At 60.9% G+C, this 24782-nt stretch carries 23 protein-coding genes and 1 pseudogene; 16 read left to right on the top strand and 8 right to left on the bottom strand.

What is annotated here, in order from left to right:
- The 8 genes and pseudogenes from livH (at position 1) to AEQ63_RS17135 (ending at position 6373) form a co-directional block, all read left to right on the top strand.
- On the top strand, positions 1-924 hold the full coding sequence (gene livH / locus AEQ63_RS17100; protein WP_016771355.1) for a high-affinity branched-chain amino acid ABC transporter permease LivH: 924 nt from the start codon (positions 1-3) through the stop codon (positions 922-924).
- Positions 921-2177 (top strand): high-affinity branched-chain amino acid ABC transporter permease LivM, encoded by a 1257-nt coding sequence (locus AEQ63_RS17105; protein ID WP_016771356.1) that lies wholly within the window; start codon positions 921-923, stop codon positions 2175-2177. Before livH ends, AEQ63_RS17105 begins: the two co-directional genes overlap by 4 nt.
- Positions 2174-2941 carry a high-affinity branched-chain amino acid ABC transporter ATP-binding protein LivG gene (gene livG, locus AEQ63_RS17110; protein WP_016771357.1) on the top strand — a complete coding sequence of 256 codons (768 nt, stop codon included), beginning with the start codon at positions 2174-2176 and terminating at the stop codon, positions 2939-2941. The genes AEQ63_RS17105 and livG overlap by 4 nt, the downstream gene beginning before the upstream one ends.
- Positions 2942-3643, top strand: coding sequence for an ABC transporter ATP-binding protein (locus tag AEQ63_RS17115; RefSeq protein WP_003222380.1), 702 nt, complete (start codon positions 2942-2944; stop codon positions 3641-3643).
- A gap of 284 nt (positions 3644-3927) precedes the next feature.
- Complete coding sequence (locus tag AEQ63_RS17120; RefSeq protein WP_042608203.1) at positions 3928-4233, top strand: BufA1 family periplasmic bufferin-type metallophore; 306 nt, start codon at positions 3928-3930, stop codon at positions 4231-4233.
- A gap of 25 nt (positions 4234-4258) precedes the next feature.
- The gene (gene bufB / locus AEQ63_RS17125; RefSeq protein ID WP_064364194.1) at positions 4259-5146 is read left to right on the top strand and encodes an MNIO family bufferin maturase; all 888 of its coding nucleotides are present in this window, start codon (positions 4259-4261) and stop codon (positions 5144-5146) included.
- A pseudogene (locus AEQ63_RS17130) lies at positions 5143-5900 on the top strand (HvfC/BufC N-terminal domain-containing protein). Before bufB ends, AEQ63_RS17130 begins: the two are co-directional and overlap by 4 nt.
- Positions 5897-6373: a DoxX family protein gene (locus AEQ63_RS17135; protein ID WP_064364195.1), complete on the top strand. Its 477-nt coding sequence runs from the start codon at positions 5897-5899 to the stop codon at positions 6371-6373. Before AEQ63_RS17130 ends, AEQ63_RS17135 begins: the two are co-directional and overlap by 4 nt.
- A gap of 98 nt (positions 6374-6471) precedes the next feature.
- Here the strand turns inward: AEQ63_RS17135 and AEQ63_RS17140 are convergent, their stop codons facing one another.
- On the bottom strand, positions 6472-7386 hold the full coding sequence (locus AEQ63_RS17140; protein WP_064364196.1) for a LysR family transcriptional regulator: 915 nt from the start codon (positions 7384-7386) through the stop codon (positions 6472-6474).
- A 104-nt stretch (positions 7387-7490) separates the two neighbouring features.
- Here AEQ63_RS17140 and AEQ63_RS17145 point away from each other — a divergent pair, with 104 nt between their 5' ends.
- The 3 genes from AEQ63_RS17145 to AEQ63_RS17155 all read left to right on the top strand — a co-directional run bounded on the left by AEQ63_RS17145 (position 7491) and on the right by AEQ63_RS17155 (position 10588).
- Entirely contained in the window at positions 7491-8090 is a 600-nt protein-coding gene (locus tag AEQ63_RS17145; protein ID WP_064364197.1) for a short chain dehydrogenase, read from the top strand.
- A 135-nt stretch (positions 8091-8225) separates the two neighbouring features.
- Positions 8226-8879 carry a COG3650 family protein gene (locus AEQ63_RS17150; protein WP_064364198.1) on the top strand — a complete coding sequence of 218 codons (654 nt, stop codon included), beginning with the start codon at positions 8226-8228 and terminating at the stop codon, positions 8877-8879.
- Positions 8880-8974: 95 nt separating this feature from the next.
- The gene (locus tag AEQ63_RS17155) at positions 8975-10588 is read left to right on the top strand and encodes an NAD(P)/FAD-dependent oxidoreductase (RefSeq protein ID WP_064364199.1); all 1614 of its coding nucleotides are present in this window, start codon (positions 8975-8977) and stop codon (positions 10586-10588) included.
- 116 nt (positions 10589-10704) lie between these two features.
- Here AEQ63_RS17155 and AEQ63_RS17160 read toward each other — a convergent pair whose 3' ends face one another.
- A complete protein-coding gene (locus AEQ63_RS17160) occupies positions 10705-11799 on the bottom strand; it encodes a PLP-dependent cysteine synthase family protein (RefSeq protein WP_064364200.1) in 1095 nt (364 codons plus the stop codon).
- A gap of 250 nt (positions 11800-12049) precedes the next feature.
- Between AEQ63_RS17160 and nhaA the strand changes: the two genes are divergently transcribed.
- The 5 genes from nhaA to AEQ63_RS17185 all read left to right on the top strand — a co-directional run bounded on the left by nhaA (position 12050) and on the right by AEQ63_RS17185 (position 16019).
- On the top strand, positions 12050-13237 hold the full coding sequence (gene nhaA / locus AEQ63_RS17165) for a Na+/H+ antiporter NhaA (protein ID WP_042608212.1): 1188 nt from the start codon (positions 12050-12052) through the stop codon (positions 13235-13237).
- A gap of 120 nt (positions 13238-13357) precedes the next feature.
- Positions 13358-13627: a hypothetical protein gene (locus tag AEQ63_RS17170; RefSeq protein ID WP_042608213.1), complete on the top strand. Its 270-nt coding sequence runs from the start codon at positions 13358-13360 to the stop codon at positions 13625-13627.
- Positions 13624-14364: a zeta toxin family protein gene (locus AEQ63_RS17175; protein WP_064364201.1), complete on the top strand. Its 741-nt coding sequence runs from the start codon at positions 13624-13626 to the stop codon at positions 14362-14364. The genes AEQ63_RS17170 and AEQ63_RS17175 overlap by 4 nt, the downstream gene beginning before the upstream one ends.
- Positions 14365-14563: 199 nt before the next feature.
- Positions 14564-15757, top strand: a complete 1194-nt coding sequence (locus tag AEQ63_RS17180; protein ID WP_064364202.1) for an S-type pyocin domain-containing protein — start codon at positions 14564-14566, stop codon at positions 15755-15757.
- Between the two features lie 10 nt (positions 15758-15767).
- Positions 15768-16019: a pyocin S6 family toxin immunity protein gene (locus AEQ63_RS17185; protein ID WP_042608216.1), complete on the top strand. Its 252-nt coding sequence runs from the start codon at positions 15768-15770 to the stop codon at positions 16017-16019.
- A gap of 72 nt (positions 16020-16091) precedes the next feature.
- Here the strand turns inward: AEQ63_RS17185 and AEQ63_RS17190 are convergent, their stop codons facing one another.
- The 6 genes from AEQ63_RS17190 to dinG all read right to left on the bottom strand — a co-directional run bounded on the left by AEQ63_RS17190 (position 16092) and on the right by dinG (position 24686).
- Positions 16092-16556, bottom strand: coding sequence for a glycine zipper 2TM domain-containing protein (locus AEQ63_RS17190; RefSeq protein WP_016771369.1), 465 nt, complete (start codon positions 16554-16556; stop codon positions 16092-16094).
- 176 nt (positions 16557-16732) lie between these two features.
- Entirely contained in the window at positions 16733-17380 is a 648-nt protein-coding gene (pdxH, locus tag AEQ63_RS17195; RefSeq protein ID WP_064364203.1) for a pyridoxamine 5'-phosphate oxidase, read from the bottom strand.
- Between the two features lie 24 nt (positions 17381-17404).
- Entirely contained in the window at positions 17405-18508 is a 1104-nt protein-coding gene (locus AEQ63_RS17200) for an OmpA family protein (RefSeq protein ID WP_064364204.1), read from the bottom strand.
- Between the two features lie 113 nt (positions 18509-18621).
- Positions 18622-19767, bottom strand: a complete 1146-nt coding sequence (locus AEQ63_RS17205; protein ID WP_042608219.1) for an EstA family serine hydrolase — start codon at positions 19765-19767, stop codon at positions 18622-18624.
- Between the two features lie 210 nt (positions 19768-19977).
- A complete protein-coding gene (locus AEQ63_RS17210; RefSeq protein WP_064364205.1) occupies positions 19978-22446 on the bottom strand; it encodes a beta-galactosidase in 2469 nt (822 codons plus the stop codon).
- 95 nt (positions 22447-22541) lie between these two features.
- Complete coding sequence (dinG, locus tag AEQ63_RS17215) at positions 22542-24686, bottom strand: ATP-dependent DNA helicase DinG (protein WP_024011911.1); 2145 nt, start codon at positions 24684-24686, stop codon at positions 22542-22544.
- Between the last annotated feature and the right edge of the window lie 96 nt (positions 24687-24782).

Genomic DNA, 24782 nt, shown 5'->3' on the forward strand with positions numbered 1-24782 from the left:
ATGCCTGACCTCTATCACTTCTTCCAACAGCTGGTTAACGGCCTCAACGTTGGCAGCATGTATGCCCTGATCGCCATCGGCTACACGATGGTCTACGGCATCATTGGAATGATCAACTTCGCCCACGGCGAGGTGTACATGATCGGTTCCTACGTGGCGTTCATCGCCATCGCCGGGCTGACCATGATGGGACTCGACAGTGTCCCGCTGTTGATGACCGCGGCGTTCATCGCCAGCATCGTCGTCACCAGTTCCTACGGTTACAGCATCGAACGGATCGCCTACCGCCCGCTGCGCGGCAGCAACCGTCTGATCCCGCTGATTTCCGCCATCGGTATGTCGATCTTCCTGCAGAACACCGTTCTGCTGGCGCAAGACTCCAAGGACAAAGCGATCCCCAACCTGATCCCGGGCAACTTCGCCTTTGGTCCGGGTGGCGCACAAGAAGTGCTGATTTCCTACATGCAGATCGTGGTGTTCGTCGTGACCCTGATCGCCATGCTCGGCCTGACCCTGTTCATCTCCCGTTCCCGCCTGGGTCGCGCCTGCCGCGCCTGTGCCGAGGACATCAAGATGGCCAACCTGCTCGGCATCAACACCAACAACATCATCGCCCTGACCTTCGTCATCGGTGCTGCGCTGGCCGCCGTGGCGGCGGTGCTGCTGAGCATGCAATACGGCGTGATCAACCCGAACGCCGGTTTCCTCGTCGGCCTCAAGGCCTTCACCGCCGCGGTACTGGGCGGCATCGGCAGCATCCCAGGGGCCATGCTCGGTGGGTTGGTGCTCGGTGTAGCGGAAGCGTTCGGTGCGGATATCTTCGGCGACCAGTACAAGGACGTCGTCGCGTTCGGCCTGCTGGTTCTGGTGCTGTTGTTCCGTCCGACCGGCATTCTGGGCCGTCCGGAGGTTGAGAAAGTATGACTAGGAATCTTAAACAGGCACTGTTCAGTGCCTTGCTGGTGTGGGCGGTGGCCTACCCGGTACTCGGACTGAAACTGACCATCGTCGGCATCAATCTGGAAGTGCACAACACCAGCCCGGCGGTACTCGCGACCATCGCGATCTGCTCGGTGCTGATGTTTCTGCGCGTGCTGTTCAACCAGCAGATCAGCAAGGCCTGGCGTTCCTCGCCGGGCATGCCGCTGATCCCGGCCAAGGCCAGCAACTTCCTGACCCTGCCGACCACCCAGCGCTATTTCATCATTGCGCTGATTCTGATTGCCCTGGTCTGGCCGTTCTTCGGTTCCCGTGGCGCGGTGGATATCGCAACGCTGATCCTGATCTACGTGATGCTCGGCCTGGGCCTGAACATCGTCGTCGGTCTGGCCGGTCTGCTTGACCTGGGTTACGTCGGTTTCTACGCCGTCGGCGCTTACAGCTACGCGCTGCTCTCGCACTACTACGGCCTGAGTTTCTGGATCTGCCTGCCGATTGCCGGCCTGATGGCGGCGACATTCGGCTTCCTGCTGGGCTTCCCGGTATTGCGTTTGCGTGGCGACTATCTGGCGATCGTGACCCTCGGCTTCGGCGAGATCATCCGTCTGTTCCTGCGTAACCTGACTGACATCACCGGTGGCCCGAACGGCATCAGCAACATCGAGAAGCCGACGTTCTTCGGCCTGACCTTTGAGCGCAAGGCCGCCGAAGGCCTGCAGACGTTCCACGAGTATTTCGGCCTGCAATACAACTCGATCAACAAGGTGATCTTCCTTTACCTGGTTGCGCTGTTGCTCGCACTGGCCGCGCTGTTCGTGATCAACCGTCTGCTGCGCATGCCGATCGGTCGCGCGTGGGAAGCACTGCGTGAAGACGAAATCGCCTGCCGCGCGTTGGGCCTCAACCCGACTGTGATCAAGCTCTCCGCGTTCACCCTGGGTGCTGCGTTCGCCGGTTTCGCCGGCAGCTTCTTCGCCGCGCGTCAGGGTCTGGTGACACCGGAATCGTTCACCTTCATCGAGTCGGCGATCATCCTCGCCATCGTCGTGTTGGGCGGCATGGGCTCGCAACTGGGCGTGATCCTGGCGGCGATCGTGATGATCCTGTTGCCGGAAATGATGCGTGAGTTCAGCGAGTACCGCATGTTGATGTTCGGTGCGCTGATGGTGCTGATGATGATCTGGCGTCCACAAGGTCTGCTGCCGATGCAACGCCCACACATGGAGTTGCGCAAATGAGCCGCGAGATCCTTAAAGTCGAAAATCTGAGCATGCGCTTCGGCGGCTTGCTGGCGGTCAACGGCGTGGCGCTGACCGTCAAGGAAAAACAGGTGGTTGCCCTGATCGGCCCGAACGGCGCCGGCAAGACCACCGTGTTCAACTGCCTGACCGGTTTCTATCAGCCTACCGGCGGCAGCATCCTGCTCGACGGCGAGCCCATCCAGGGCCTGCCGGGCCACAAGATCGCCCTCAAGGGCGTGGTGCGTACTTTCCAGAACGTGCGTTTGTTCAAGGACATGACCGCGGTCGAGAACCTGTTGATCGCCCAGCACCGTCACTTGAACACCAACTTCCTGTCCGGTCTGTTCAAGACCCCGGCGTTCCGCAAAAGCGAGCGCGAGGCGATGGAGTTTGCCGAGTACTGGCTGGAAAAGGTCAACCTCAAAGAGTTCGCCAACCGCACCGCTGGCACCCTCGCCTACGGCCAGCAACGGCGTCTGGAAATCGCTCGCTGCATGATGACCCGCCCGCGGATCCTCATGCTCGACGAACCGGCCGCCGGCCTGAACCCGAAGGAAACCGAAGACCTCAAGGCGCTGATCGGTGTGTTGCGTGAAGAGCACAACGTCACCGTGCTGCTGATCGAGCACGACATGAAACTGGTCATGAGCATCTCCGACCACATCGTCGTGATCAACCAGGGCACTCCGCTGGCCGACGGCACGCCGGAACAGATCCGCGACAATCCTGAAGTGATCAAAGCCTACCTGGGGGAAGCGTAAATGCTGCAGTTCGAAAACGTTTCCACCTTCTACGGCAAGATCCAGGCCCTGCACAGCGTTAACGTCGAAGTCCGTCAGGGCGAGATCGTGACGCTGATCGGCGCCAACGGTGCCGGCAAATCCACGCTGTTGATGACGCTGTGCGGTTCGCCGCAGGCGCATAGCGGCAGCATCCGCTACATGGGTGAGGAACTGGTCGGCCAGGACTCGTCGCAGATCATGCGCAAGAGCATCGCCGTGGTCCCGGAAGGTCGTCGGGTATTTGCCCGCCTGACCGTGGAAGAAAACCTGTCCATGGGCGGATTCTTCACCGACAAGGGCGACTATCAGGAACAGATGGACAAGGTTCTCGGACTTTTCCCACGCCTGAAAGAGCGCTTCAACCAGCGCGGCGGCACCATGTCCGGCGGCGAACAGCAGATGCTCGCCATCGGCCGTGCGCTGATGAGCAAGCCCAAGCTGCTGCTGCTCGACGAGCCGTCGCTGGGCCTGGCACCGATCATCATTCAGCAGATCTTCGACATCATCGAACAGCTGCGCAAGGACGGGGTGACGGTGTTCCTGGTCGAGCAGAACGCCAACCAGGCGCTGAAAATTGCCGACCGCGCCTACGTGCTGGAGAACGGCCGCGTGGTCATGCAAGGCACCGGTGAAGCGCTGCTGACCGACCCGAAAGTACGCGAGGCGTACCTCGGCGGTTGAATGTTATCGCTGGACAGAAAAACGGCCTTCGGGCCGTTTTTTCATGCCCACCACAAATCCCCTGTAGGAGTGAGCCTGCTCGCGATAGCGGTGTATCAGTCGCAACGGCAGTGACTGACAAAACGCCATCGCGAGCAGGCTCACTCCTACAGGGGACGCGGTGGTCTGAAGATTTTTATAAAAAATTCAGCCCCGCGTGTAACGCATCCCGCCACCCGTTCTCTAGAGGGACAAGCAAGCGCAGACCGCTTGCAGAAACCCTGATAAAAAACTGGAGAAACATCATGACTGCTACTACCCGCACCCTGTCCGCCACCGCCCTGGTTCTGGCCCTCGGTTCCGCTCTGAGCATCGCCACTGTCTCCACCGCCCAGGCCGCCGATGCCAACATGGAAAAATGCTTCGGCGTGGCCCTCAAAGGCAAGAACGATTGCGCTGCAGGTGCCGGCACCACCTGCGCTGGCACGGCGAAAACGGACTATCAGGCCAACGCCTGGAAACTCGTCCCTAAAGGCACCTGCGCTACCACCGAAAGCAAAACCTCGCCGACTGGCTTCGGCCAGCTCGAAGCCTTCAAAGCCAAGTCCTGATTCAAGGCCTGCCTGAGTGACGCCCATGTTCAGTCATCACGAACCGTCCCTGCCGCGCACTCAGGCCGCTCGCACCGAGCTTCCTGCCCGCGCCGGGCTGGGGCTCAAGACCGGGCACTTCCTCGAAGTGCTCGGCTCCGTACCGGACCTCGGTTTCTTCGAAGTCCACGCCGAAAACTACATGGTGGCCGGCGGCCCGTTTCATCATTTTCTTGGTCTGATTCGCGAACAGTACCCGCTGTCCTTGCATGGCGTCGGACTGTCGATCGGTGGCGAAGGCCCGCTGGACAGCCAGCACCTCAAACGCCTTGCCGAGCTGATCGAGCGCTATCAACCACAAGCCTTTTCCGAACATCTGGCGTGGTCCAGCCATGGCCCGGTGTTCCTCAATGATCTGCTGCCACTGGCCTACGACACGCCGACCCTGAACCGCGTCTGCGCGCATATCGATCAAGTACAGAACACCTTGAAACGAACAATGCTGCTGGAGAACCCGGCGACCTATCTGGCGTTTCAGCATTCGACGATCGACGAGGCCGAGTTCATCGCCGAAGTGATCCGCCGCAGCGGTTGCGGCTTGTTGCTCGACGTCAACAATGTCTACGTGTCATGCATCAATCATCAACGCGATCCGCTGGCCTATCTCGATGCGTTACCGCTGCACGCAGTCGGCGAGATTCATCTGGCCGGCTTCGCTGAAGATCGCGACAATCTCGGCGATCGCTTGCTGATCGACGATCATGGCGCGCCGATTGATCAGGCTGTCTGGGATCTGTACCGGCAAGTGCTGCGTCGGATCGGCCCGGTGGCGACGCTGATCGAACGTGACAATCACCTGCCGGCCTTTGACGTATTGCTTGCCGAAGCGCAGCACGCCGATACGCTGTTGCGCCGAGCGGAGCGTGCGGCATGAGCACGCAAGCGGACTTCGCCGCCGCCCTGCTCGATGTGCAACTGCCGTACCCCAAGGGCCTGTGCAGCCGCAACGGCGCCGATCCGTCACGGCGTTTCGCGGTCTATCGCAACAACGTGCAGAGCTCGCTGATCAATGCCCTGGCCGACAGTTATCCGGTGGTGCAGCAATTGGTCGGTGAGGAATTTTTCCGCGCCATGGCGGCGATTTTCGTACGCAGTCAGCCGCCACAGAGTCCGTTGATGAGCCGTTACGGCGAGGGCTTCGCTGACTTCATCGGGCAATTCGAACCATCGCCGGCGTGCCTTATGTGGCCGATGTCGCCCGACTCGAATATTTGCGCACCCTCGCCTATCACGCCGCCGATGCGCAGCCGATCCGGCCGGAGCAAGTCAGCGCCGCGCTGGCCGATCCGCAGTCGCTGAGCGAGCTGTGTTTCGAATTACATCCTTCGTTGCATTTGCTCGACTCCGCCTATGCGGTGGTTGCGATCTGGGCCGCGCATCAGCAGGAGCAAAGTCTGGCGGGCATTGGCCTGAATCAAGGCCAACACGCCCTGGTGCTGCGCAACGGTCTCGATGTTGAAGTGTTTGCTCTCGAGACCGCGGCGAGCGTGTTTATTCGTCACCTTGCCGGAGGGCGACCACTGCTGGTGGCAGCAGAGAAAAGTCCGCCGTTCGATCTCGCCCAAACCCTCGCGCTGTTGATTGCGCATAACGCGATCACCCGGCTCAATTACAAGGAGTTGCCATGAACAGCCTGATCCTGCGCGTCATCGCGTCGTTCGAAAAAATCCCCCACAGTCTGATTGCCTTCATCGCGCGTTTTTCCATCGCCGCCGTGTTCTGGAAATCCGGGCAAACCAAGATCGAAGGGCTGGCCGTCGACTTGTTTGACGGCACATTTGAACTGGGCTGGCCGCGCTTGGCTGATTCGACGGTTCCGCTGTTTCAGAGCGAGTACAGCCTGCCGCTGTTGTCGCCGGAGATTGCCGCACACATGGCGGCGTTTGCCGAGCATGTGTTCCCGCTGCTGATCCTGCTCGGCTTCGCCACACGGTTTTCGGCGCTGGCTTTGCTCGGCATGACCCTGACCATTCAACTGTTTGTCTACCCGGACGCCTACCCGACCCACGGCACCTGGGCGGCGGTGTTGCTGTACCTGATGGCGACCGGCCCGGGCAAGTTGTCGATTGATCACCTGATTGCTCGCCGCCTCCAAGGCTGACCTGAAACTGTAGGAGCTGCCGAAGGCTGCGAGCTTTTGATCTTGCTTCTAAAAATCAAAAGATCGCAGCCTTCGGCAGCTCCTACACAGGTTCGGTGTCAGCGCTGCAGTCGATCCAGCGCCTCGCCACTGCGCTTGAACCAGCCCATCAGATAATCCGCCAAAACCTGCGTGCGCTTCGGTAATCCGCCCTGATACGGGTGCACCAGGTACATCGGCATCCGTCGGGTCTGATAATCGCGCAACAGCCAGCGCAAGCGGCCGTCAGCCAGTTCCGCTTGCAGCAGATACGACGGCAAACGGGCGATGCCGGCGCCGGACAGCGCGGCTTTTTTCAGCAGGCTGTAATGGTTGCTGGCGAACGGGCCTGACACCCGCACCCGCAATAACTCATGCTGCTGGTGATACAACCACTCTTCGCGCCCGCTGTAATGGCTGTTGAGCAAGCAGCGATGCTCGGCCAAGGCTTGCGGCGCCGCCGGTTCGCCGAAGCGCTCAAGGTAGGCCGGGCTGGCGCAGGTCATTTCGTGCCACGCCAACAGCGGCTTGGCCACCAGCCGCTCGTCATTGGCGACTTCGGCGCGAATCGCCAGATCAAAACCGTCGCGGGACAGATCGCGATAACTGTTGTTCAGCTCCAGCTCGATCTGCACCTCGGGGTATTGCCCGGAAAACTCCAGCAGCAAGCCATCGAAGAAGGTCTCGCCGAGCGACACCGGAACGGTCATGCGCACGGGGCCAGCCATGTCGTCCTTCAACCGCGCCAAAGCCTGCCGTGCGCGTTCAACCTGAACCACCAGCGCCTGCGCTTGCGGCAGCAGCGCCGCCCCCGCCGCCGTCAGGCTCAAACGGCGGGTGGTGCGTTGCAGCAACACCACACCGAACTGCGCTTCCAGCTGGCTGATGCGCTTGGACAACTGGCCCTTGCTGCAGCCCAACTGCTGCGCCGCGAGGGTGAAACTGCCGGCCTCGATCAGTACGGCGAATGCGGCGAGGTCATCCATTTCGCTCATGGATTGTTTCCAATTGAAAACCAAAGGTTGCCCATTAGTGCGCTTATCCGCGGAAAAAACCACCCTAAACTGAAACCTCATTCACTCACTTGGGGTACAGCTCGATGAAGATTCTGTTGATAGGCGCCGGCGGCACCATCGGTTCGGCGGTGGACAAAGAATTGTCGCAACGCCACGAAGTCATCCGTATCGGTCGTAACAGCGGTGACTTGCAAGTGGATATCAGCGACAGCGCCTCGATCCGCAAGCTGTTCGAACAGACCGGCAAGTTCGATGCGCTGATCTGCGCGGCGGGCAACGTGACGTTCGCAGCGCTGGACGAGATGACTGCAGACAGCTTCGCCCTCGGCCTGAAAGACAAACTGATGGGCCAGGTCAACCTGCTGCTGATCGGTCGCGAGTACGCCAATGACGGCGCCTCGTTCACCTTCACCACCGGCGTGCTCAGCTACGACCCAATTCGCAGCGGCGCCTCGGCAGCGCTGGTCAATGGCGCAATCGACAGCTTCGTCCGCGCCGCCGCCATCGAACTGCCGCGGGGCCTGCGGGTGAACTCGGTGAGCCCGACCGTCCTGACCGAAGCTCTGGGCAAATACGCGCCCTATTTCCGTGGCTTCAAGTCGGTTCCTGCAGCGGACGTCGCATTGGCCTACGCGAAAAGTGTCGAGGGATTGCAAACCGGGCAGACGTTTCACGTCGGTTAAGAGCAAAAGATCGCAGCCTTCGGCAGCTCCTGCACAGGGCTTTATGGTTCCCTGCAGAAACTGCCGCTGGCTGCGATCTTTTGCATTTGGGGGTCAGGCTGCGTAACGTGGCAGCACTTGTCTGGAGAGCCAAAGATGCGTGTTGCCCGTTCGTTCGTCCTCGTTGCCCTGCTGCCGTTGTTTGCCGCCTGCCAGTTGTTCGACGGCCAGCGTGCAAGTGTGTCCCATGCCGGGCAGACGCGGATGCAGGGGCAACTGACCGCCGCCGACGGCAAACTGGTGTTCCAGCCGTGTCAGGAGCAGCGACAACTGGTGGTCAATGACATCGGCGGCACCAGCGTCCTGCAAGAGGCCGCCACCCTCGCCGACGAGCAAGGCAAGCTGTTTGCCGATGTGCGCGGCAAGGTCTCCGGCGATCGCCTCGACCTGGGCCAGTTGTATCGCGTCGAACGCTCGGGCACAGCCTGCGATGACCCGAATTTCAAACTGTTGATCCTGCGCGCCGCCGGCCATGGCCCGGAGTGGAACGTCAAGGTCAGCGGCAAAGGCATGGTCATCGAGCGCGACGGCCAGCCCCCGCTCGCCGTGCCCTATGTGGAAGAGCAACTGGGCGACGGCCGCTTCAATCTCAGCAGCGAAGCCAACAACCAGCGCATCGAATTATGGGTCGCGCCGCAGCGCTGCGTCAACAGCAGCACCGGCAGCGTGCAGCACATGAGCGCCGAGTTGCGCATCGACGGTCAGGTGCAGCGCGGCTGCGGCTATTTCGGCGGCGCGCGCAACGACTGATCGTTTTTCCCCCACGGATCCGCTCGCGGCGGCTTATAATCGCCGCCTTCAAACGCCCTGGCGCAGTTGTGCGCCCCGCGAATCCGGATCCCGCCATGTTACGAATCACCGAACTCAAGCTGCCAATCGACCATCCCGAAGAAGACCTGCGCGCCGCCATCGTGCAGCGTCTGGGCATCGCCAGCGATGATCTGCTCGATTTCACCTTGTTCAAGCGCAGCTATGACGCGCGCAAAAAGTCCTCCGAACTGTGCTTCATCTACACCATCGACCTCAACGTACGCGATGAGGCCCGGGTGTTGGCCAAGTTCGCCGACGACCGTAACGTCAACGTGGCGCCGGATGTCAGCTACAAATTCGTCGGTCAGGCCCCGAGCGATCTCGGCCAGCGGCCGATCGTCGTCGGTTTCGGCCCGTGCGGTATCTTCGCCGGTCTGCTGCTGGCGCAAATGGGCTTCAAACCGATCATTCTCGAACGCGGCACCGAAGTCCGTCAGCGCACCAAGGACACCTGGGGCCTGTGGCGTAAAAGCGTGCTCAATCCCGAGTCCAACGTGCAGTTCGGCGAAGGCGGCGCGGGTACATTCTCCGACGGCAAACTCTACAGCCAGATCAAGGACCCGAAATTCCTCGGGCGCAAGGTTCTGCATGAGTTCGTCAAGGCCGGCGCGCCGGAAGAAATCCTCTACGTCAGCAAGCCGCACATCGGTACGTTCCGCCTGACCGGCATGGTCGAAAACATGCGCGAGCAGATCCGTGAACTGGGCGGTGAAGTGCGCTTTCAGGAGCGTGTTTCCGACGTGCTGATCGAAGACGGCCAACTGCTCGGCGTGCAACTGGCCAGCGGCGAAACCCTGCATTCCAAACACGTGGTTCTCGCCCTCGGCCACAGTGCCCGCGACACCTTCCGCATGCTCCATGGCCGTGGCGTGTTCATGGAAGCCAAGCCGTTCTCGGTGGGTTTCCGCATCGAGCACCCGCAATCGCTGATCGACCGTGCACGTCTGGGCAAATACGCCGGCCACCCGAAACTCGGCGCTGCCGATTACAATCTGGTGCACCACGCCAGAAATGGCCGTTCGGTCTACAGCTTCTGCATGTGCCCGGGCGGCACCGTGGTCGCGGCGACGTCCGAGCCCAATCGTGTGGTCACCAACGGCATGAGCCAATACTCGCGTAACGAGCGCAATGCCAACTCCGGCATCGTCGTCGGCATCACCCCGGAAGTCGATTACCCGGGCGGCCCGCTCGCCGGTATCGAGTTGCAGGAACGCCTCGAATCCCACGCGTTCATCCTTGGCGGCAGCGACTACAAGGCCCCGGCGCAACTGGTTGGCGATTTCATCAACGGCAAGCCTTCGACCGAACTGGGCGAAGTCGAGCCGTCGTACAAGCCGGGCGTGGCGCTGGGTGATCTGGCTCTGGCGCTACCGGATTTTGCCATTGAAGCAATCCGTGAGGCTTTGCCGGCGTTCGAAAAGCAGATTCGCGGTTATTCGCTGCACGACGCCGTGCTGACCGGGATCGAGACCCGCACTTCGTCGCCGCTGCGCATCACCCGCAACGAGTCGCTGCAGAGCATGAACGTCAAGGGCCTGTTCCCGGCCGGGGAAGGCGCGGGCTACGCCGGCGGGATTCTCTCGGCGGGCGTCGACGGGATTCGCATTGCCGAGGCCGTGGCTCGCGATATCCTCGGCCTTACTGACTGATACAAAACCCTTGTAGGAGTGAGCCTGCTCGCGATAGCGGCGTGTCAGTCAGCATTTATGGCGTCTGACACACCGTTATCGCGAGCAGGCTCACTCCTACATTTGATTGGGGCGTGTCAGATATTCGCGCGCAACACAGAGGTCGGCAGCGCCTCTCCGCGCTCGGCACTCGCCGCCACCGCTGCAATCAAATCACCCAAGTCATACCCCTGTGCTTTCAGCCAATCCTGATCGTAGTACGTGTCGGCATACCGCTCGCCGCCATCGCACAGGATCGCCACGATTGACCCAGAATGCCCTGCCGCTTTCATCTGCTGCGCCGCCATCAGGGCGCCGATCAGATTGGTCCCGCTCGAGCCGCCGACATGCCGCCCCAAACGCTGCGCCAGATAATGCATGGCCGCCAGCGACAAAGCGTCCGGCACCTTGACCATCGCATCGATGACCTTGGGCAGAAACGATGCTTCCACCCGAGGCCGGCCAATGCCTTCGATGCGCGAGCCGCAGTCCAGGCGCAGGCTCGCATCACCACTCTGATAGAAATCGAAGAACACCGAACGCTCGGCATCGGCACACAACACGCGGGTGCAGTGCTGGCGATAGCGCACGTAACGCCCGAGGGTGGCGGTGGTGCCGCCAGTGCCGGGGCTGGAAATCAGCCAGGTCGGCTCAGGGTGTTTTTCGAAACGCATCTGCTGGAAGATCGACTCGGCGATGTTGTTGTTCGCCCGCCAGTCGGTGGCGCGTTCGGCGTAGGTGAACTGGTCGATGAAGTGACCGCCATGCTCGCGGGCCAGACGCTCGGATTCGGCGTAGATCTGCGTCGGATCCTGCACCAGATGGCTCTGGCCACCGTAGAAGGCAATCTGGGCAATCTTCTCTTTCGAAGTGGTCGCGGGCATCACCGCGATAAACGGCAAACCGAGCATGCGCGCGAAATACGCTTCGGAAATCGCCGTCGAGCCGCTGGACGCTTCGATCACCGGCGCGCCGGGTTTCAGCCAGCCGTTACACAGCGCGTAAAGGAACAGCGAACGGGCCAGGCGATGCTTGAGGCTGCCGGTCGGGTGGCTGGATTCGTCCTTGAAATACAACTCGATGCCGGCAAAACCGGGCAGCGGCAAAGGGATCAGGTGGGTGTCGGCGCTGCGCTGGAAATCCGCCTCGATGATGCGGATGGCTTCGCGGGCCCACTGTCGGTTGTCGCTCATGGTCTCGTTTCTCATGGAATCGGACAGGAGATGGGTCTCCTGAAAAAGGTCTTGCGCAAGCTTAGGAAATATCCCGCAGACGGCAAAGATACAGCTGAGTCTCAATGTGTCAGGCAACTGCTAGGCTCAATGCTTACGAGCCAGACAGCCTGTAACGCCATATAACAAAAAAGAATATAACTTTTGTTTTAACAACTAACGGTACGGGTTAGGGTAGCCCACCTTTTTCACCAATCGATGGAGAGCGACCTTGCCTCTGCGTAGCACTTTCACGCGTTTCTTTCAGTTGGAAGCTGCCAGCGGTCTGTTACTGATCGCCGCAGCCATTCTCGCCCTGATCATCAACAACTCGCCGCTGTCGTGGCTGTACACCGGCCTGCTCGACACCCCGGTGGTGGCGCAGATCGGCGCGTTAAAAATCGCCAAACCCCTGCTGCTGTGGATCAACGACGGTCTGATGGCGCTGTTCTTCCTGCTGATCGGTCTGGAAGTCAAACGCGAAGTGCTCGACGGTCAGTTGTCCAAGCCCTCGCAGATCGTCCTGCCCGGCGCTGCGGCGATCGGCGGCATGCTGGTGCCGGCGCTGATCTACTGGTTCCTCAACCGCGACAACCCCGCCGCCCTGAGTGGCTGGGCCATTCCGACCGCCACCGACATCGCTTTCGCCCTCGGCGTATTGGCGCTGCTCGGCAAGCGCGTGCCGGTCTCGCTGAAACTGTTCCTGATGACCCTGGCAATCATCGATGACCTCGGCGCCATCGTCATCATCGCGATTTTCTACTCTGGCGAACTGTCGACCCTTTCGCTGGGCCTGGCGGCGGCCTGCATTGCCGCGCTGGTGGCGATGAACCGGCTCGGCGTGGTCAAGCTCGGGCCGTACATGATCATCGGCCTGATCCTCTGGGTCTGCGTGCTCAAGAGCGGTGTCCACGCCACATTGGCCGGTGTGACCCTGGCTTTCTGCATCCCATTGCGGACGAAAAATGCCGAGCCGTCGCCACTGCTGACCCTCGAACACGCGCTGCACCCATGGGTCGCCTACGGCATCCTGCCGCTGTTCGCTTTCGCCAACGCCGGCCTGTCGCTGAGCGGCGTCACCGTCGAAAGCTTCACCCACGACGTACCGATGGGCATCGCCATCGGCTTGCTGTTGGGCAAGACCATCGGCGTGTTCGGTCTGACCTGGCTGGCGGTCAAGATCGGCATCGCCGCCCTGCCCCAAGGCGCCAACTGGGGCCAGGTCCTCGGCGTCGCGATCCTCTGCGGCATCGGCTTCACCATGAGCCTGTTCGTCGGCTCGCTGGCCTTCGAACCCGGCGTGAGTGATTACGCAGGAATGGATCGGATGGGCATCCTCACCGGCTCGATTCTCGCGGCGCTGATTGGTTATGCGGTGACGGCGGCGGCGAGTCGTAGGGTCACGATACAAACTTCCTGAGGTTTATTGCGGCCAATGGCATAGCCCCTCACCAGACGAGGGGCTTGGCTCTAAGCCTTGCAAATGTGCTATATCTTGCGCATCAAACAGCCATCTACGCAGCACAGCTTGGAGTCATTCATGTCGCGCAAAGCCGAAAAACGCCCAATGACTGACGATCAGATTGCCGTTCAGGAGTCGCGAATTCCTGACATCGCTCTAAAGGCCTTCAGCAACGCCTACAAAATGGCACTTGCAAACGGCGCAGCGGTGCTTGTCGCTAAAGATGGTCAGCTGCTTGAAGTGACCGAGAAGACTTCCATTGTTTTGCGGTCGATTGGCGCCTACGGCAATCTGAAAAGCGGAACGCGTCTGCACATCAAAAAATCCTCAAAACAGGTTACTTCTTGAGCACACCGAGAATACGGATATTCGCGGGACCGAACGGATCCGGGAAAAGCACATTCAATCGACTTGTCCCTGCGCATCTGCTGGGCAACTACATAAACCCTGACGACATCGAACGCTCAATTAAAGATACCGGGTATTTTGATTTCAGTTCTTATCGCATCGAAGCACACAAAGCCGAGCTGTTCGACTTCCTACGTGCTCACCCCCTTCTGAAAAAATCGCCTCATTCGCAGGCAAAGCTTGATGACCTCGCAATTGACGGAGTCCGGCTCAACTTTTCGAATACTGAAATCGACTCGTACGTGGCGTCAGCACTCTGCGACTTCATCCGTAGATCGCTGATAAAAGAGCGCATCAGCTTTACTTTCGAAACCGTCATGTCCTCCGCAGACAAAGTCAGCCTTCTCGTTGAAGCGAATAAATCCGGCTATAGGGTCTACGTCTATTACGTCGCAACAGCGGACCCGCAGATCAATATTGCGAGAGTTGCATACCGCGTTTCCCGAGGCGGGCATAACGTGCCTGCTGAAAAGATTGAGGCTCGATACTGGCGATCTCTAGAGCTTTTATCCGAAGCTATCCTGACCTCCAACCGAGCCTATATCTTCGATAACTCTGATGAAGGCAGTGAAGGTTTGACGCAGATAGCTGAAATTACGGATGGCGAACTGATAGAAATCAAATCAGACACCCAGCCACCGTGGTTCAAGCAGTTCGTGCTGGATAAATTGCTTTAGATTGGTTCTAAAATCATTTTGCCGATTGGTTACGCTGAATGTGAATAACAGACAGCCCCCCGCTCTCCGTGATTACCTCGCCCACGTCGAACAATCCCCACGTCTTTAGCGACGCGTCCTACAGCCGCGCTTTCCCCGCTTCGATAACGTCGTGCAACTCCTTTCGAGGGGCTGTCGATGGTGAACGAAGGGACGATCAGTGGCGCGGTACAAGGACATTCCCCGGGTGCAAAACCCACCGGAGGGCGACGGACATCACGTTACCTGGCGGTATATGACGGCGGCTGAACTGGCCGAGCGCGAAGCCGGGCAAAATGCCTACGATGCGATGCTGGCGCGGCAGGAGGCTTTCGAGCGCAGCCGGGAAGTGGCGGCGAAAAAACCTGAAACTGTGCGTGCCGGGTGCGTATTCGCCAAGTCCTGCAAGTTGCCGGATGCGATCATCGATTACAGCAATCCTTCCGGCATGGTGCCGACCGACAGCCTCAAGGATTACGGCGAGCTGATCCTGCTCGGCGCTCGCGAAGCCGACGCAAGCGGCGGCATTCCACTCAAGAAAATCAGCGCCAACGCGATCCCGATCGGGTTTGGCAGTCTGGCCTTGGCAGGCTCGGCTTTTGAAGCGCTGCCGGCGCTAGTCTCCAGTGCGGTGGCTGCACCCTTGGTCGGGCTGGTTGCGCTGCTGATCCCGTCAAGCCTGGGCGACAGCGCGCTGTACACCGATGAGCAACTGAGCACACTCAAACAAGCCAGAACACGCGTACGCCTGCGCGTCGAGCAACAGGCCGATGGCAGCCTCAAGGGTTACGGTTTCTACACCGGCAAGAACCGCGATTGGGAAATGGTCGATGTCGTGCAGTTCACTGCACGCGGCGACCGGTTCGTTGCCGATCTGGGTGAAGGCGTCGAACTGCTCTGGACCCCGGCGGTGGATGGCTCGGACATCCTCGGCATTCCGGCGCTGGAGGCTGCCCCGCAGGCACCGCATATCTGGGTGTATCCACCGACGAAAGCGGCGGACGGGATTCTGGTGAATCCGGTTTATCCGCCGGAGTATCGGGATTTTATTCTGGTGTTTCCGGCAGATTCTGGCGTGAGGCCGATCTACGTTGTGCTCAGCCGTGCTCGCGACCATGCTTATTACGGCCATCCAAAAACGCTGCCCGCATTCCCTGATGCAGTCAAAGTGAAATCGAAGTCGTCAGTACAAGGTGGTGGAAAACAGCGAGCACGTTGGGTAGACCGCAAAGGTCGAATTTACGAATGGGATTACAAAAGCAACGCCGTAGAAAAATACGACAAATTAGGAACGACTCATTTAGGTGAGTTCAATCACTTGACAGGTGAACAAACGGGACCCGCCGATCCAAAACGAAAAACCTCCAGAAATTAAGGATTGAAACATGCGCTTTCTTTCGATTACCGGATTCTTCCCTGACGAAGTTCAAGATGACTCCTTGCAGTTCGAGCTGGATATCACAGGCAGCGAGATGAATGAAAGAGTCGCCCAGCTCATTGAATCCAAGCCCTTGGGTGAGGTGGAACCCGGCGAGTTGTTGTTGACTCAGGATCAGGTAACCGCACTGGAAAATCTGCTCAGCGTCAGTTTCCCAAAGGGCCTCGAATACTTCATGGGGACCTGCGTCAAATACTGACTGACCCACTCACAAGCAAAGAAAAACCCCGACCAGTCACCTGATCGGGGTTTTCTTTACTCGGCTTCCCGCTTAGTGCGAAACGCGGCTGGTCCCGCCAACGGTGGAAATCCGTACCCGCTCGCCAACGCGGAACACTTCATTCTCCTGAACCTGCTGCACATAGGCGCGCATGCTGCCGTCGTCTTCGCGGACAGTAATTTCCACGCCCTGGGTGCGGGTCAGGCCTTCTTCGGTGGCCGAGCCCAGCAGGCCGCCGGCCACTGCGCCAATGACCGCAGCAACGATGCTGCCCTTGCCGCCGCCGATGGCGCTGCCGCCGACGCCGCCGACCACTGCGCCTGCTGCGCCGCCGATCGGGGTTTTGGTGCCTTCGATTTTCACCGGTCGCAGGGATTCGATGGTGCCCATGCGAATCGTCTGCACACGACGCGCTTCGTCACGGGAGTAGGAGTCGCCGGTGAGGCTCGATTGGCAGCCGGTCAGCAACATCGCCATCGTGGAAAAGGAAGCAACCAGCAGAACAGACTTACGCATAGCATCAACTCCAAAAGAACATGTGTTCATTAAACTCCGTGGCCTGGCGTCTGTCACGACACCCCCCGGATAAAATTGGCTTCCATTCAGGCTGGGTACAGATGCCGCGAGCGTTCACTTAAAGTAGCGTGAAATCACCGATCCGCCATCTCCCTTCATCCCGCTCGGTAGACTGCTCAGGGTGCCAGACGTTCAAGAATCCACTCGGCGCCCTGCAGCCGGTAGTTGAGGCGATCATGCAGGCGGCTCGAACGGCCCTGCCAGAACTCGATGCGCTCGGGCAGCAAACGGTAACCGCCCCAGTGTTCCGGGCAGTGCGGCTGACTGTCGCTGAAGCGCTGCTCGGTGGCCTTGAGCAAATCTTCCAGCTCGCCACGACCGTCGATGACGCGGCTCTGCGGTGATGCCCAGGCGCCCAGGCGGCTGCCCAATGGACGCACCTGATAATAGGCATCGGACTCTTGCGGCGTGACCTTTACCACCCGCCCTTCGATGCGCACCTGGCGCTCCAGGGTTGGCCAGAAGAACGTCATGGCGGCAAACGGGTTGGCTGCCAGATGCTGGCCCTTGGCGCTGTCGTAGTTGGTGAAAAAGGTGAAGCCCTGCTCGTCCAGGCCCTTGAGCAACAGAATGCGGCAATGCGGACGACCGTCGGCATCGACCGTAGCCAGGGTCATGGCATTGGCTTCCACCGGCGCCTGCTCGGTTTTCACCGCATCGGCGAACCACTGATGAAACAACGCAAACGGCTCGGCCGGGGCTTGCGCCTCGGTCAAACCGTCACGGGTGTAATCGCGACGCATATCGGCCAGAGCCTGGGTCATGGCGGATTCCTTTTCGTTAGCGGATCACTTTTTCGCGGCGTCGGCTGCGGCGACTTTCTTGTCGGTCGCGGCGGCTTTGGCTGGCGCAGCCTTTTTCGCCGCAGCTTTGGCCGGAGCCTTTTTCGCTGGAGCCTTGGCGGCAGCTTTCTTGGCTGGCGCCTTTTTCGCCGCCGGCACAGCGGCTTTTTTCGCAGCAGGCGCCGGGGTAGCCGGCTTGGCCACTGGTTTGACGTCTTGCGCAGCGACCATCGTTACCGGCTTCGGCGCTGGCATGTTGTATTTGCTCAGCAGTGCCACCATGGTGTTTTGCGGAGTCACCAGCAGTTCGACACGGCGGTTCAAGGCCCGGCCTTCAACGCTGTCGTTGGCCGCACGCGGCGCTTCCGAACCCATGCCGCGCAGCATCAGGCGGTCACGCTGCAAGCCGCTGAGACGGAAGATCGCTGCCACCGATTGCGCACGTTCCTGGCTCAGCTTGATGTTGGCCGGCGCAGCGCCGCTGGTGTCGCTGTGACCGAGCACCAGCACCGCCGTTTTCGGGTCGGCTTCAAGGATCTTCGCCACGCGAGTGAACGGGCCGAGGGCGACAGGCAGCAGCATCGCCGGACGGTCCGGGTTGAACGAGCCTTCTACCGGCGCCGTCACTACCAGCACGTTGTCGCGACGTTCGAGTTGCAGGTTGCTGTCCTTCACCGCTTCACGCAGACGCGGTTCGTAGTCGTGGAGCCAGGCTTGAGTCACCTTCGGATCCGGCATCGGCACGGCTTTGGCGGTTGGCTGATCCTTACCGCCGAACGGCCACCACCATTTGCCATTGGACTCGGCCTCGGCTTTGGCCACCTCGACCGGTTTGGCTTCAGGTTTGACCTCGGCTTTCAGATCAGCTTTTACCGCTTCATCGCTGGAACCGAACGGCCAGTACCACGGGTTGCTGCTCTCGGCTTTGGCCACTGGTGCGGTCGCCGCCGGTTTCAACGGAGCGGGGGCCGGAGCCGGATCTTTGGCCGCGACTTTGTCGGAAGAACCGAACGGCCACCAGCTGCCGCCGTCCGCGTCGTTTTTCGGGTTCTGTGCGCAACCGGTGATCGCTACACACAGGGCCAGGGCGAGGGTCTTTTTAGATGACATTGAAAATCCACAAAATGAAGTAATGAAAAATCAGAGCACTTTCGCCCGGATAAACAGCCGTTTTGAAACGAAAATCCCTTCGAGGTTCCGATCCTGGAACCTCAGTCGAAGCTTTACAGACAAGTGGCAAGCACCCGCGCCAGCTTTTGCGCGCGCGGATCCATCAAAACGTAAGGCCCCAAAGTATTGGTCACGAAACCGAAGGCGACATCGCGCTCGGGATCAGCAAAACCGATCGAGCCGCCCGCCCCCGGATGGCCGAACGCGCGCGGGCCGAGGCCGTAGGTGGCGTTGGCCACGTCCGGCTGATCGAGCATGCAGCCGAGGCCGAAACGGGTGCGGGTGAGCAAGGTTTTGTCGTCGCCGAGGCTGTGCTCGCGGGTCAGCTCCTCAAGCATCTCGCTTTCGAGCAGACTGCCGTCGAGCAGGCCGGCGTAAAACCCGGCGAGGCTGCGCGCATTGCCGTGGCCGTTGGCCGCAGGCTGCTGCATGCGGCGCCATTCCGGCTTGTTGGTGCTGGTCAGCACCGACGGCGGATTGGTGAAGGCGCGGGTAGTCATGGCAGTCGGTTCGCGCATGGTCACTTGCAGCAGGCGCTGCGCCGCGGCGTCGCCGGCATTGCCCTTGCCACGGGCGATGTGCGCCACGCGATGAAACTCTTCGTCGGCCAGGCCCACATGGAAATCCAGCCCCAACGGCTTGGCAACCCGAGCGACGATCGACTCGCCCGGCCCACGCCCGTCGGCGCGGCGCAGCAATTCGCCGACCAGCCAACCGTAGGTGATCGCGGCATAACCGTGACCGGTGCCCGGCGTCCACCACGGCGCTTCGGCCGCAAGGGCGTCGACCATGGTTTGCCAGTCGTACAGGGCTTCAGGGGCGAGCAATTCGCGCAGCGCCGGCAGGCCGGCCTGATGGCAGAGCAATTGGCGCAGGGTCACCGATTCTTTGCCAGCGGCGGCGAATTCCGGCCAGTAGCGGGCAACCGGGGCATCGAGTTGCAACTTGCCTTCGGCGACCAGTTGCAGCGCGGTGACGGCGGTGAAGGTCTTGGTGCAGGAGAACAGATTGGCGATGGTGTCGCTGTGCCAGGCTTCGGTGCCATCCTTGTCGGCGGTACCAGACCAGAGGTCGAGGACGGTTTCTCCACCGACCTTGATGCACAGGGCTGCGCCGCGTTCCTGGGGATCGTCGAAGAGTGCGGCGAAAGCCTCGCGCACCGCTTCGAATTGAAGCTCGTAATGTCCCTGAATCTGCACCCGCAACTCCCCCGCGAAAACGCTCTACAAAGTGGTCCGCATTGTTCCAGCCCTTGAGGGATTTGGGAACAGGCGCGGGCCAGACGGTTGATCGGCAATTTGTGTTGATCCCTTCGCGAGCAGGCTCGCTCCCACACTGGATCTCAACAGCAGCGGAGATCCCCTGTGGGAGCGAGCCTGCTCGCGAAGAACGATAACGCGGTCTGAAACCTAGTGACCATTCCCCGAATGCCCGCCCGCTTGCGCAGCCCCCGGCGCTTTGCCAGCCTCGGCCTTGCGCCCGCCTTCAGCCTCGGTATTCGGCGTTTTCTGCGCCACCTTGCCCAACTGCTCCAGCGCTTGCAGATTGCTTTTGCGCACTGCCTCGACAAATCCCTGATACGGCAGATCGGTGACGCCGACCAGTCCGAAATGGCCATTCTCGCCGTCGAGCAACCGGCCAGTCACCGGTTGGTCGAGATACTGGAACCAGTGCACGCCGACAATCGACGGCTCGCTCAGCGCCTGTTTGAGGAAGTTGGCATAGGCCGGGCCGCGATCCTCTTCTTTGGCCAATTGCGTCACGCCGCCCCAGAACGGGCCGCGGTCAGCCGAGCCGAAGTTGAATTCGGTGATCAGCACCGGTTTGTCCAGCGCTGCCAGCGCGGCGAAGTCGTAACCGTCCTGCGGCTTGAGCGTGTACATGTTGAAGCTCAACACATCGCAATACTGCGCGCAGGACGCCACGGCCTCAGGCGTGCTGATAGCGAAGCGACCGCCCAGCAGCATCTGGTTCGGCGCGTGCCATTTCAGCGAATCAGAGATGGTCTTGAAATAGGTGTCGGCGAAGACCTTCTGGAAGTAGTTGAAATCCGCTTCGATCTCCGGATGTTCAGGATTGGGCAGCGGCGGCACGAAGCCCGGGTCTTCCATCAACTCCCACGCCGGCAGCTCGATGCCCCACGCCTTGGACAGTCCGGCCTGATTGCGGTACTTGTCGCGCAATTGCTTGAGAAAGGCGCGTTTGGCCGGCACGTCCGTGGTCATTTTCAAGGTGCCGTAAGCCAGCGCGTAGCGAGCCTTCGGATCGTCACCGGGGCCGGCCCAGGCCAGCTCGTTGTCGGCGTAATAACCGATCAGCCACGGATCGTCGCGGTGATCGCGGGCGGCAATGGCTACGGCGCGCTCGGTGGCCATGGCGAAACGCGGATCGAACGGGTCCGGCATGCCGCCCCACCAGTCGCTACCGGTGCTGATGCTGGCGTAATCGCCGACGATCGACAGCGGCAAGGTGTACGGCACGCGCTCAGCGTCCGCCAAGGACGGCGCGCTCCAGTTGCCAACCGTATTGAAACCCCAGGCTTGCAGGCGGTCGAGGGTATGGCGAGCCCAGCGTTCCTCATCAATCGTGGCTGTACACGGAGCGGCTTGCGCGCTGGACGTTTGCACCGCGTCGGTCTGCGCCGCTTCGGCGATACCTGACTTCGGCTCGGCAGGCGCCGCCACAGACTCAGCCGCCTGCACCGAACTGGCCTCAGCCGCGCCTGCCTTCGCCGCTTCGGCGATCCCGGCCTTGTTGTCGCTGTCCGGTTGACACGGTTCGCCGTACAGGCGTTGCAGATTGGCGCCATAGAAGTCGTACCAGCGGCCGTTGCCGTAGCCACGCCCCTGATCGACGCCGTTACCGCCACGGTTGTCGCCCTCGCCGAAATGCGCAGCCAGCGGGTCGCCGTTCTTCGGCAGTGATTCGAACATGTATTCGCGACCCGCTACGTAGGTCTGGTTGACTTGCGGGCTGACGGTGTTGACGCCAAGCGAGTAGAACGGATGGCCTTCAGGGGTCACCAGATACCAGCGGCCATCGCGTTTTTCCGTGCGGAAGAAACCGCTGGACTTGAACGCCGGGCCCTTGTTCCAGCCGCCGAATTTGTCCAGCGAGGACTTTTCGCGCTCGGCCAGCCAACTGTTCAGTTGTTGCTGTTCTTTGCTGGCGGCGCTTTTCAGCTGCTCGTCGCTGCTGACTTTCTCCGGCCATTTGCTGCGGGTCGACTGCCCGTAAGTATCGAGCAGATTGCCGTACACCGCCTGCGTCACCGACTCGCCGTCCTGCACGCCGAAACGCTCGAGCAACAGGCTCTGCGCAACTTTCGGCTGATCCATCGACAGGCTCACCGACACCACCTGGCTGCGGTCGATCTCGCCCGTGCTGCTGGCCAGCAGGATGCGCTGGCCGTCAACGGTCATCGGCATCGGCGGCCCGGCTTTCATGCCCTGACTCAGCGGCGTCGAAGCCACCAACGGCACCAGCAAGGTTTGCGCGGGGCCGGCCGGCAGATCGACGCGGCTGAGCAAAGTCCGGCCATCGTTGCTCTGGATCTGCACATAAACCGTCACCGCCCAGTTCATCGCACTCTGCAGGCGCAGGGTCATCATCCCGGACTGCGACCAGTCCCAGGCGCCGGTCTGCGGTGTCAGGCGCAAGGTCGGCCGGGCGACCGGGTTGAATGTCACCCGACGCAGCACTTCGCCTTCCGCAGTCTGTTCGGCATTGGCCTGCGGCAGGTCGGCGTTTTCCGTGGCGACCTTGACCACATCGGCCGGGCGCACGAAGTTGAACAGCGTCTGCTGACCGGCGGGCGCGGCCAGCAACGGCGCGGCAAAGATCAAGGCGAAAACAGCGGGCAACGAACGGCGGATCATAAGAACGGAGTTCTCCCTAACGACCAGTCAAGGCCAGTGGAAAAGTGCTGGCAGAGAGATAGACAACGCGGCGGGCCAATCGGCCCACCCGTGTCTCAGGATATTTCACGACGGAAAGGCGGCAACGCATTGAGGATCGCCTTGCCGTAGCGCTGGGTGACCAGACGCCGGTCGAGCAAGGTGATGGTGCCGCGATCTTCTTCGGTACGCAGCAGACGGCCACAGGCCTGAACCAGTTTCAGCGAGGCATCGGGCACGGAGATTTCCATGAACGGATTGCCGCCGCGCGCTTCGATCCACTCCGACAACGCAGCCTCGACCGGATCATCGGGCACCGAGAACGGAATCTTGGCGATCACCACGTGCTCGCAATAAGCCCCCGGCAAATCGACACCCTCGGCGAAACTGGCCAGCCCGAACAGCACGCTGGAATCACCGCCATCGACCCGCGCCTTGTGCTTGTTGAGGGTTTCCTGTTTCGACAGGTTGCCCTGAATGAACACTTGTTTGCGCCAGTCGCGGTCGAGGCCGTCAAAGACGTCCTGCATCTGCTTGCGCGAGGAGAACAGCACGAGGGTGCCGCGCGAACCTTCGACCAGATCCGGCAGTTCGCGAATGATCGCCGCGGTATGGGCGGCGGCGTCGCGCGGATCGGCCTTGAGATCCGGCACGCGCAACACGCCGGCATCGGCATGATGGAACGGGCTCGGCACCACCGCCGTAACGGCTTTTTTCGGCAGGCCGGCGCGCATGCGGAAACGATCGAAAGTGCCCAGCGCCGTCAGCGTCGCCGAGGTCACCAGACAGCCGTAAGCGACGTTCCACAAACTGCGCCGCAAGGTTTCCGCCGCCAGAATCGGACTGGCGTTGACCTCGATGTCGAACAGCGAGCCGCTTTCGGCCAGGGTCAGCCAGCGCGCCATGGGCGGGCTGTCTTCCGGGTCTTCGGCGGTGAACGCGGTCCACAGCTCCCAATTGCCGGAAGCACGGGACAACAGGCTGCCGAACAGCGGATACCACTCTTCGGCCTGATTGCTGGCAATGCCGATATTGACCTCGCCATCCATGCCTTCCTTGAGCAGATCGGTCAGACGCTGGAACAGGTCGTTGAGGCGCGAATAGCCTTTTTTCAGCTCGATGCCCATCTCGCGCATGTCCTCGGGAATCACCCCGCCGACGAAGCGGTGACGCGGGCGCTCTCGGCCTTCGACGTCTTCGCCGGGTTTGAAATCGGCGATCTGCTCGCACGCGGTGAACATGAACTGCTGCTGGGTCTTGATCTCCCGCGCCAGCTCCGGCACCTGCTCGATGAGCTTGCCGAGATCGCCCGGCAACGGGTGCTGGGCAAGCAGTTTGGTGAGGTTCTTGGCGGTGGTTTCCAGCCAGTCGGCGGTGGAGCGCAGGCGCGTGTAATGGGCGAAGTGGCCGATGGCCTTGTCCGGCAGGTGGTGGCCTTCGTCGAACACGTAAATGGTGTCGCGCGGATCCGGCAGCACGGCGCCGCCGCCCAGAGCCAGGTCAGCCAGGACCATGTCGTGGTTGGTGACGATCACGTCGACCTTGCCCATGCCTTCGCGGGCCTTGTAGAACGCGCACTGGCCGAAGTTCGGGCAATGCCGGTTGGTGCACTGGCTGTGATCGGTGGTCAGGCGCGCCCAGTCGGCGTCTTCCAGCGCGTTCGGCCAGCTGTCACGGTCGCCGTCCCACTTATTGCCGGCGAGCTTTTCAATCATGCTGGTGAACAGCTTCTGGCTGGCCTCGTCGACTTCGATCTTGAAGCCTTCTTCCTCGAACAGCTGCGCGGTGGCGGTCTGCGCGTGGCCTTCCTGCAGCAGCATGTCGAGTTTGGACAGGCACATGTAGCGGCCACGGCCCTTGGCCAGGGCGAAACTGAAATTCAGCCCGCTGTTGCGCATCAGGTCGGGCAAATCCTTGTAGACGATCTGCTCTTGCAGGGCGACGGTCGCGGTGGCAATCACCAGACGCTTGCCAGCCAGTTTCGCCGTGGGGATCGCCGCCAGGCTGTAGGCCACCGTCTTGCCGGTACCGGTGCCGGCTTCCACCGCGACAATCGCGGGGTCGCCACTGCGCCGGCCTTCATCGTCGGTGTCGATATCGCCGAGTACCTTGGCGATTTCGGCGATCATCAGGCGCTGGCCATAACGCGGCTTGAGGCTCTTGGCCTCTAGAAAACGCGAATAGGCGCCCTGGATCGTGGTTTTGAGTTCAGTGCTGATCATTGAGTGTCGGGCGCAAAACGCTGGATAAATTTTCAGTAGTTTGGTTCGGCGGCTATCATACCCCGCTAATCGATCCCGCGCAGAACGGAGTGACCC

This window comes from Pseudomonas sp. RIT-PI-o (assembly GCF_001297215.1).
Taxonomy (GTDB): Bacteria; Pseudomonadota; Gammaproteobacteria; order Pseudomonadales; family Pseudomonadaceae; genus Aquipseudomonas; species Aquipseudomonas moraviensis_A.